Here is a 2,733-nt window from a genome sequence, read left to right as displayed (position 1 = left end):
GGGGGGCGGGCACCACGCCCTCGGGCGTGCGGGGGCCGGCGGTTGCGAACCGCCGGCCCCCGCTGCCGTGTGTGGGCGCGCTCCCACAAAATGCGGAAGATGGCGTTCCGTAACTGCGCGGAGCCTTGCCAGTCCCTCGCGCGTCGCTCTACTGTCGCCGACAGAAAGCGCTTTCCCATTTGATGAGCCGAGCCGCATGGCCGCCGTGGGCGGTTTTACTGTCATGCCCATGACAGGGAACGGTCATGTCCGGCATCCGAAGACGAAAGGCGAGGCGAGGATGAGACGACCAGTCGCACTGCGACTCTCCGCGCTGCTGGCCACGGGGGCCCTTGCGGCCGCGGTCGGTATGACGCTGTCGACGCCCGAGGCGTCGGCCGCCACCACCGGCGCCACCGGCTACGCGACCCAGAACGGCGGGACCACCGGCGGCGCGGGCGGGCAGACGGTGCGCGCCACCACGGGAACCGCCATCCACGCGGCCCTGTGCAACCGGGCCAGCCGCAGCACCCCGATCACCATCCAGGTCGAGGGAACCATCAACCACGCCAACACCAGCAAGGTGTCGGGCGGCAGTTGCAGCACCGCCGACGGCGTGATCGAGCTGAAGCAGATCAGCAACGTCACGATCGTCGGGGTCGGCGGCGGAGCCGTCTTCGACCAGCTGGGCATCCACATCCGGGAGTCCAGCAACATCATCATCCAGAACGTGACCGTCCGGAACGTCAAGAAGTCGGGCTCGCCCACGTCCAACGGCGGCGACGCCATCGGCATGGAGAGCGGCGTCCGCAACGTCTGGGTCGATCACGTCACCCTGGAGGCGTCGGGCGGGGAGTCGGAGGGCTTCGACGGCCTCTTCGACATGAAGGACAACACCCAGTACGTGACCCTGTCCTACAGCATCCTGCGCAACTCCGGCCGGGGCGGCCTCATCGGCTCCAGCGAGAGCGACACCTCGAACGGGTACGTGACGTTCCACCACAACCTGTACGAGAACATCGACTCCCGCACGCCCCTGCTGCGCGGCGGCATCGCCCACATCTACAACAACCACTACAAGGGCCTCAACGAGTCCGGCATCAACTCCCGCGCCGGGGCCCGCGCCAAGGTGGACAACAACTACTTCGAGGACTCCAAGGACGTCCTGGGCACCTTCTACACCGACGCGGCCGGCTACTGGCAGGTCAGCGGCAACATCTTCGACAACGTGACCTGGTCCAGCCGCGGCGAGGACAACAACCCGGCCGGCCCGAACCCGCAGTCCAACACCACGGTCTCCGTCCCGTACTCGTACGGTCTCGACGGGGCGAGCTGCGTGCCGGGCGTCGTGAGCCAGACGGCGGGCGCCAACAAGGGCCTGAAGGTGTCGGACGGCAACTGCTCACCGCAGACCCCGGACCCGACCCCGACCGACCCCACGCCGACCCCGACCGACCCGACGCCGACCCCGACCGACCCGACGACCCCGCCCAGCGGCACCAACCTGAGCATCGGGGCCGGCGCCGACGGCAGCAGCAAGGCCGACGGGACCAGCTACGGCAACGTGCGGGACGGCAACATGAGCACCTACTGGTCGCCGGCCGGCTCGACCGGTTCCGTCTCGGTCAAGTGGGGCTCGCCCACCACCGTGTCCAAGGTCAACATCCGTGAGGCCTCGGGCGCCGTGGGCAACATCGGCTCGTGGAGGCTCGTCAACCACGACACCGGCGCGGTGCTCGCCTCCGGCAGCGGAGCGGGCGTGATCTCCGTCCCCCGCACCACCCTGAGCAAGATCACCTTCCAGATCACCGGCTCCTCGGGCACCCCGAGGGTCGCCGAGTTCGAGACGTACGCCGGCTAGCCGGTGGCCGACGGCCCCCGTCCACGCCCTGTCACCAAGTCGCGGCCCGGTTCACGAAGGTGATCCAGGTGTCGGGGGTGACGGCGAGGCGGGGGCCGTCGGGGTTCTTGGAGTCGCGGATGTGGACGGTGGTGGGGGATATGGCGATTTCGACGCAGTCGTTGGGATCGCTGCTGTCGCTGTAGCTGCTCTTGACCCAGGTCAGGTCGGCGTTGTGGCTCATGTTTCCCCCAATAGTTGCTCGATGAATGCCTGTGATTCCCGAGAGGTCAGCGCCTCCGCCCGGATGATGCCATAGCGCAGTTCGAGGATCCGTAGCTGCCGGGGGTCGTGGACCGGGCGGCTGCCGAACGCGTCGTCGGCCCGGCCGGTGGCCGTGCCGTCCGCGAACTTCAGCACTTGCACGCGCCCGCCCGTCCCCGGGTGGTCGCCGCGTGACGTCGGCATCACCTGGAGGTCGACGTTCCTCAGCTGTGCGACTTCCAGAAGATGTTCGAGCTGCCTCCGCAACACCATCCTGCCCCCGACCGGGCGCCGCAAGGTCACCTCCTCCTGGACAAAGCTGAGTTCGGGCGACGGCACCCGCTGGAAGATCACCTTGCGGGCCATCCGGGCGGTGACCGCCCGCTCCAGCTCGTCCTCCGTCAGGGTCGGCCTACGGGTGGCCAGCAGGGCGCGCGCGTACTCCTCGGTCTGGAGCAGCCCGTGGATGTTGTGACTGCCGTACGACATCAGCTCGACCGCCCTGGACTCCAGCTTGGCCAGGTCCCGCACCGTCTTCGGGTACCGGACTTTCGCCACGTCCTCCTTCATCGCGGCGAGCAGTCCGCCCGCCCCCAGCACCTCGTCCGCCTTCTCCAGGTACTCGGGCCGGGGGATCCGCTTCCCGCCCT

Annotated in this window: 3 protein-coding genes; 1 reads left to right on the top strand and 2 read right to left on the bottom strand. The window is 68.7% G+C overall.

Going from position 1 to position 2,733, the window contains the following annotated elements:
• Nucleotides 1-280 precede the first annotated feature (280 nt).
• On the top strand, nucleotides 281-1,840 hold the full coding sequence (locus tag RIM90_RS14705) for a polysaccharide lyase family 1 protein (protein WP_309061140.1): 1,560 nt from the start codon (nucleotides 281-283) through the stop codon (nucleotides 1,838-1,840).
• Nucleotides 1,841-1,871: 31 nt separating this feature from the next.
• Here the strand turns inward: RIM90_RS14705 and RIM90_RS14700 are convergent, their stop codons facing one another.
• Together RIM90_RS14700 and RIM90_RS14695 are read right to left on the bottom strand one after the other, a co-directional pair.
• Nucleotides 1,872-2,063, bottom strand: coding sequence for a DUF397 domain-containing protein (locus RIM90_RS14700; protein ID WP_309061139.1), 192 nt, complete (start codon nucleotides 2,061-2,063; stop codon nucleotides 1,872-1,874).
• On the bottom strand, nucleotides 2,060-2,733 hold a 674-nt coding region (locus RIM90_RS14695; RefSeq protein ID WP_309061138.1), incomplete at its 5' end, for a DUF5753 domain-containing protein. The genes RIM90_RS14700 and RIM90_RS14695, both read right to left, overlap by 4 nt.

It is taken from the genome of Streptomyces sp., assembly GCF_031181555.1.
GTDB lineage: Bacteria > Actinomycetota > Actinomycetes > Streptomycetales > Streptomycetaceae > Streptomyces > Streptomyces fimbriatus.
Note: the sequence above shows the minus strand (reverse complement) of the source record. Positions and strands in the feature narration are given on the sequence as shown.